The sequence below is a fragment of the Microcoleus pseudofavosus SVA1_A4 genome, from assembly GCF_036700565.1.
Lineage (GTDB): Bacteria > Cyanobacteriota > Cyanobacteriia > Cyanobacteriales > Microcoleaceae > Microcoleus.
Map to the genome: position 1 here is coordinate 1 of NZ_JAUBPE010000145.1, position 5,843 is coordinate 5,843.

Sequence of the window (5,843 nt, forward strand, 5' to 3'; positions counted from 1 at the left end):
CTATAATACAGGGTGATCAAGTTTAACCCTATCATCGTTTTATGGTATTTGCCAGACCAAAAACGACCGATTAGTTTTGTGATTTTGGGGTCGCTATAAGGTTTTTCTATTACTGTATCATCAATACTCAGTATTCCTCCTTCGCTTGGTGATAATATTCTGAGCTGTCTCGAATAAATCTTTCGGTTCATATCTTTCTCTTAATAAAAATCGATTGATAGAATCATGCGAAACATCTCCCAATATTTCTGCTAACCTATTACACCCCCCAAACTTTGGTTCTAAGAGCAAAAATAAAATATACTTTTCGGCGTTGCATTGTGCTGTCGAGGGTTTGGTAGTTTTTCTCATTGTCAAATACCTCGAAAGTAGACCACTCATATTTATCAATGCACTATTTTGTGATTTTGTCAATGGGTAAGTCCTATTATCATAAACTTGCCCAAAAATCAACACTTTCGATAACATTTATCCCAGATTTAGCAACAAACTTCGCATAATTAAAACCCCCCTTTTTCAAGGGGGGTTAAAAGCCGAAAATCAGCTTAGTTCTCCTTACAGCGAAGAACCCAAACCGGCATAAGCACCGTAGAAGAAAAGACCCAAAATGCTCAGAACACCCAGGCCTGCGACAGTAGCTACCAGCCACAAAGGAATTCTGCCACTTTCACTAAACATAGCCATCACCTCACTAATTCACAGCTAAACAAATTCGATCGAACTATCGAAAGCAAACTGGGGCACCAGTTAATTAAAGAAATAACTGGAAAACAAAATACCCAGAGTAAAAATCAACAACAGACCCAAATAAAGAGAAGTCCGATTTAACTCAACAGGCTGCTCGTTGGGATTAGGAAGGCGCTCAGGCATTGTAAACTCCTATCGTTGAATAAATTGCATTGCTGCGATCGCGCCCAAGAAAAAAATTGTTGGGACACCTAAAGTATGAACTGCCAACCACCGCACCGTAAAAATCGGATACGAAATTGGCTCATTGTTTGGGGTTCTGCTCGTCATTTTTCCAAATCCTTGTTAAATTACTTGGCAATGAACTGATCTACTTGTTTCTTAGCTTCAAAGCGATCCGAGATAATCGGCACTTCTTCGCGCTGCGGTGTGAAATACTGGTTAGGGCGAGGAGTTCCGAAAGCATCGTAAGCCAAACCCGTTTGCACAAACAGCCATCCAGCAACAAACAAAGCTGGAATGGTGATGCTGTGAATTACCCAATAACGGATACTTGTAATAATGTCCCCAAACGGACGTTCTCCAGTTGTACCAGCCATTTAGAATCCTCCTTTCAACAACAAATCGACAGACAATCTCTATTAATATTCTACTATCAAGCAGCTTGCGCTGAACCTTGATATTTAAGTAGAGTACCGCTCGCGCCGATCACAAATCCGCGATCGGGGCCCATAAAGACAATCCTGTAAAAATTAGCAGGAACATCTTCAACTTCGCGGTCTTTTTGCCAAGTTTTCCCGCCGTCCAAACTGCACAGCAAATTGCCGCCGCCGCCGGCTACCCAAACTTCATTATCAGTCCGGTAAGCCATGTCCAGCAAACCCCAACTCGCCTTGCGATCGGGAAAAAACGGTTTTCCCCAACCTTCAGGATTGGACGGGTCGCTAAACTGAATCTGACCGCCGCGGGCGAGCATCCACAAACGCCCGTCCTTGGTAAAGCCCATATTTTGCAGGCGGCGAGAACTGTTGCGGTTGTGAGGTTCCCAAGCTTCTTGTCCGGGTTTCCACACCGAGTAGAAATTGCCCTTCGAGGAAACCGCAACATACTGACCGTCTTCTGAACGGTTGATATTGCGAACTACCCCAAAAGAATCCTGCACGACAGCTTTCCAATTTTTGCCGCCGTCCGAAGTCCGGTAAATCGCCCCCACATCGGTGGTCATCTCGGCGGAATTCGGGCCCAAAGCTGCGATCGTACTCGGAGAACCTGGCAACTGAGAGCTCAAAGCAATCCGCGTCCAAGACTTCCCCTCATCGTTCGTGTGGAGCAAAACAGAAGGCTGGCCGACAATCCAGCCTTCTGAACCCGAAAAACTCACCGACGCAAAACGCGACCTCGGATCGTCGATATCCAGTGCTATAGACTTCCAGCTAGTGCCACCGTCCGAGGTTTCGAGCAGAGTTGCCTCAGAACCCACAACCCAGCCGTGCTGAGGATTGCCCGTAAAGGCAATATCCTGCAAATTAGCTTTCGTCGGCAAAGAAATCACTTGCCAGGGGTTGTAACTCACAGAGCCGATCGTGCTGCAACTCGTACAGATGAGCGCAGCGGCCAATAACATTACAATTCGTTGCCAAAATCTCACAATCGTCTTACTGCAAACCATACATACTAAGTAAAAACAAGAAACCAACGACCAAGCCGCCAAAAATCAGCAAACTTTTCTGACCTTCGGTCAAGCCGTTGACACCGACACCGTAGCGCTGATTTGCCTTAAATCCCGACGCCCCTTCCATCTGACCGAGATTTTGAAACATCGACTTGCGCGCTGCGCAAACGGGACAGACCCAAGTTTGGGGCAAATCTGTAAAAGCAGTGCCAGGGGCAATTGCATTTTTAGGATCGCCCTTTTTAGGATTGTAGACGTAGCCGCAGGCTCGGCACTCGTGCCGATCGAGGGTATTAGTCTCCGTGGCTCGATCGCTCATAAATCCAAAATTATGGGTCAGCTAATCGTGAAGTACCCCAACTAAACTTCGTTATAGTTGGGGCTTCCAACTAAAACTCATATTAGGACGGTCTTATTCGTCTTCGAGGTTTCCCGTCTCAACCGCCGATGCCACGTTAGGGACACCACTTGGGTGTTCGACACAAAGCGTCGATGATGGTCTTACTTAGCGTCCACAGGCAGCCGCCCGTCTTCCACAGGCAGTTACAATATTAGAATATACATTAAAAATTATTGCAGAAGATGGATGATTAATCTCAACCAACTTGTAATTTCAGTTACCCAAAATCTATATAATGTAAAGATCGAGTTACAAACCCTTTCACCGAGGCAGTAATTATTCACCGTGTTTGCACTTAGCGGCTACGAGTATTTTTTAGGCTTCCTGCTAATTTCCAGCCTAGTCCCTATCCTCGCCCTCACGGCGTCTAAGGTACTGCGACCCAAAAGTCGTCCCTACGACCGACGCACTACCTACGAATCTGGCGTCGAGCCGATCGGCGGAGCCTGGATTCAGTTCAACATCCGATATTATATGTTCGCCCTGGTCTTCGTCATCTTCGACGTAGAGACGGTCTTCCTCTATCCTTGGGCGGTTGCTTTCAACCAGCTAGGACTGTTGGCTTTTATTGAAGCCTTGTTTTTTATCACGATCCTCGTTATTGCTCTTGTCTATGCATGGCGCAAAGGAGCCTTGGAATGGTCTTAAGTTCTGACAAATCACAAAAAGCCCAACTTGTCAACCCAGTCGATCGCCCGGAAGTCACATCCCAACTCTCAGAGAACGTCATTCTGACAACAGTGGATGACCTCTACAATTGGGCGAGACTTTCGAGCCTGTGGCCGCTGCTTTTCGGCACGGCCTGCTGCTTCATTGAATTTGCAGCTTTGATCGGATCGCGCTTTGACTTCGACAGATTCGGCTTAGTACCGCGATCGAGTCCCCGGCAAGCCGACTTGATCATCACCGCCGGCACAATTACCATGAAGTACGCCCCCATCTTGGTGCGACTGTACGAACAAATGCCGGAGCCCAAATACGTGATAGCGATGGGCGCCTGCACGATCACCGGCGGAATGTTCAGCATGGACTCCCCCACAGCAGTCAGAGGCGTTGACAAACTGATTCCCGTAGACCTGTACATCCCCGGCTGTCCCCCCCGTCCAGAAGCGATTATTGACGCAATTATCAAACTGCGGAAAAAAATCGCCAACGATTCGATGCAAGAACGCGCCAAATTGCTGCCCACCCACCGCTACTACACCAGACCCCACAAAATGAAAGTAGTAGACGACATTTTGGACGGCAAATATTTGTCAATTCCCGGCCGGATTGCGCCGCCGAAGGAACTGACGGAAGCCATGGGAATGCCCGTACCGCCGGCCCTGCTTGCATCACAAAAACAGGAGGTAAACCGTGGCTGAGCAAGAATCTGCGATTGTTGAAGCAGGTAAAGTTTCCCAGTGGTTGACTCAGAATGGCTTTGAACACGAAGCTTTAGCGGCGGATAATTTGGGTGTGGAGATATTAAAGGTCGATCGCGACTTCTTAATTCCCATGTCAACTGCGCTGTACGCCTACGGGTTTAATTATATGCAGTGCCAGTGCGCCTACGACCAAGGGCCGGGAGAAGATTTAGTCAGCGTCTACCACTTGGCTAAGCTGACAGACAACGCTTCGCACCCCGAAGAAGTCCGCGTCAAAGTATTCATCCCCCGCGAAGATCCAAGGGTACCATCAGTCTACTGGATTTGGAAAGCAGCGGACTTTCAAGAGCGGGAATCCTACGATATGTACGGCATCGTCTACGAAGGACATCCGAATCTGAAACGGATTTTGATGAACGAAGATTGGGTAGGCTGGCCGTTGCGGAAAGATTATATTTCGCCTGATTTTTACGAATTGCAAGACGCTTATTAAGTGAGTTTTGCGAGGGCGGGTTTAGAGCATAAAGTTTGACTTTTGGGGTTAAGTTTTATGTGAAACTCGCCCTCTGTTTTTTAAATTAGCTGGTTCCTAGGCTCTGCCTGGGAACCGATGTCCAAAAACGCTATTTTCAAAAAAGTATTAGTATGGTTTACGAAACTGCTGGTTTAATAGCTTTACTAAGTATCGTAATAATTTACCTGAAACTTCGCAGGGGTAAGAACAAACCCGATGATAACAGGCTCGAAGCACAGACAGTTGAGCTTAGGCAAATAAACCAGCAGTTACAACAAGCAAATAACCTATTTACCGCCTTTATAGTTCAAATCCTTGCAATATTTAAGCAAACAGAGGCAGAACTCAAGGCAGCTACTACTGAGAACAATTCTTTGAAGCAGACGGTTCAAAGGCTACAACAACAGTTAGCAAGCGTTGAGAGCGAAAGAGATGAAGTAAGGAAAATTTCAACCAATCTTCGGATTGAAAATGTTTACTTTCAACAAAAAGTTGAAGAACTAGAAGCTCATAAAAAAGTTCTTATTCAAGAATTGGGTGGTTCTCTCAGCAGTCAAGATATAGAGTTTATAACGTGGGAATTTTTAATCGAGAAAGTTAAAGAGGTTACTAACCAGCTTAATGAAGTCATAGCCCAAAATCAATCACTCATTAAAACAAATACGGATTTACAGCAAGAAAGAGACGTTTTGAGGAGAGAGTTAAATCAAGTTAAAGATAATAATACTAGATTGACGCAAGATAATCTACAACTCCGAGCTAGCAAAAACTCTTTAGAGTCAGAACTAAGACGAGCACTAGACCGAATTCAACCTTTAGAGATAGATAATAACCAGCTAGAGCAAGAAAAAACACAATTAGATTTAAATTCATTAAACTCCAATTTACGTCAATTAGAAACAAAAGTTAAGCAACTAGAAGGGAATGCCAGAGAGCTAGAAAAAGCCAAAATAAGTTTAGAGCGACAGCTTAAGGACGAGAAAAATAGAGTTGCACCTCTTGAGCAAAAAATTAAAAACTTGGAACAGGTAATAACTCAACTGGAAACAGAGCTTGAGCAGGAGAAAAGTAAATGTAGGGCTACCATTGAAAAGATGAAAGAGGAAAATAATCGGCTGCTTGCAACGTAAGGATTCAGGTCTGAGATTGTGGAATCAGAGAAGGCATAAATAAGTCACAAGAATGGGCAGATATAGCATCACG

General features: G+C 45.3%; 10 protein-coding genes and 1 pseudogene. 4 read left to right on the forward strand and 7 right to left on the reverse strand.

What is annotated here, in order from left to right:
* From QUA02_RS32565 to QUA02_RS32595, 7 genes and pseudogenes are all read right to left on the reverse strand, one after another.
* Positions 1–351: pseudogene (locus QUA02_RS32565) on the reverse strand (hypothetical protein); the annotation flags it as partial.
* A 204-nt stretch (positions 352–555) separates the two neighbouring features.
* On the reverse strand, positions 556–678 hold the full coding sequence (locus QUA02_RS32570) for a photosystem II reaction center protein J (RefSeq protein ID WP_172190233.1): 123 nt from the start codon (positions 676–678) through the stop codon (positions 556–558).
* Between the two features lie 69 nt (positions 679–747).
* Positions 748–870 carry a photosystem II reaction center protein PsbL gene (psbL, locus tag QUA02_RS32575; RefSeq protein ID WP_006635505.1) on the reverse strand — a complete coding sequence of 41 codons (123 nt, stop codon included), beginning with the start codon at positions 868–870 and terminating at the stop codon, positions 748–750.
* Positions 871–879: 9 nt separating this feature from the next.
* Positions 880–1,017: a cytochrome b559 subunit beta gene (gene psbF, locus QUA02_RS32580; protein WP_006635504.1), complete on the reverse strand. Its 138-nt coding sequence runs from the start codon at positions 1,015–1,017 to the stop codon at positions 880–882.
* A 20-nt stretch (positions 1,018–1,037) separates the two neighbouring features.
* The gene (gene psbE, locus QUA02_RS32585) at positions 1,038–1,286 is read right to left on the reverse strand and encodes a cytochrome b559 subunit alpha (protein ID WP_293128707.1); all 249 of its coding nucleotides are present in this window, start codon (positions 1,284–1,286) and stop codon (positions 1,038–1,040) included.
* A gap of 56 nt (positions 1,287–1,342) precedes the next feature.
* Positions 1,343–2,356: a photosynthesis system II assembly factor Ycf48 gene (locus tag QUA02_RS32590; RefSeq protein WP_172190235.1), complete on the reverse strand. Its 1,014-nt coding sequence runs from the start codon at positions 2,354–2,356 to the stop codon at positions 1,343–1,345.
* Entirely contained in the window at positions 2,343–2,678 is a 336-nt protein-coding gene (locus QUA02_RS32595) for a rubredoxin (protein WP_333033859.1), read from the reverse strand. Before QUA02_RS32595 ends, QUA02_RS32590 begins: the two co-directional genes overlap by 14 nt.
* A gap of 366 nt (positions 2,679–3,044) precedes the next feature.
* Here QUA02_RS32595 and ndhC point away from each other — a divergent pair, with 366 nt between their 5' ends.
* The 4 genes from ndhC (at position 3,045) to QUA02_RS32615 (ending at position 5,770) form a co-directional block, all read left to right on the forward strand.
* Positions 3,045–3,407 carry a photosynthetic/respiratory NAD(P)H-quinone oxidoreductase subunit C gene (ndhC, locus tag QUA02_RS32600; protein ID WP_006635500.1) on the forward strand — a complete coding sequence of 121 codons (363 nt, stop codon included), beginning with the start codon at positions 3,045–3,047 and terminating at the stop codon, positions 3,405–3,407.
* A complete protein-coding gene (ndhK, locus tag QUA02_RS32605; RefSeq protein WP_333033860.1) occupies positions 3,398–4,123 on the forward strand; it encodes a photosynthetic/respiratory NAD(P)H-quinone oxidoreductase subunit K in 726 nt (241 codons plus the stop codon). Before ndhC ends, ndhK begins: the two co-directional genes overlap by 10 nt.
* A complete protein-coding gene (locus QUA02_RS32610) occupies positions 4,116–4,619 on the forward strand; it encodes an NAD(P)H-quinone oxidoreductase subunit J (RefSeq protein ID WP_333033861.1) in 504 nt (167 codons plus the stop codon). Before ndhK ends, QUA02_RS32610 begins: the two co-directional genes overlap by 8 nt.
* A gap of 152 nt (positions 4,620–4,771) precedes the next feature.
* The gene (locus tag QUA02_RS32615; protein WP_333033862.1) at positions 4,772–5,770 is read left to right on the forward strand and encodes a coiled-coil domain-containing protein; all 999 of its coding nucleotides are present in this window, start codon (positions 4,772–4,774) and stop codon (positions 5,768–5,770) included.
* Positions 5,771–5,843: the final 73 nt, after the last annotated feature.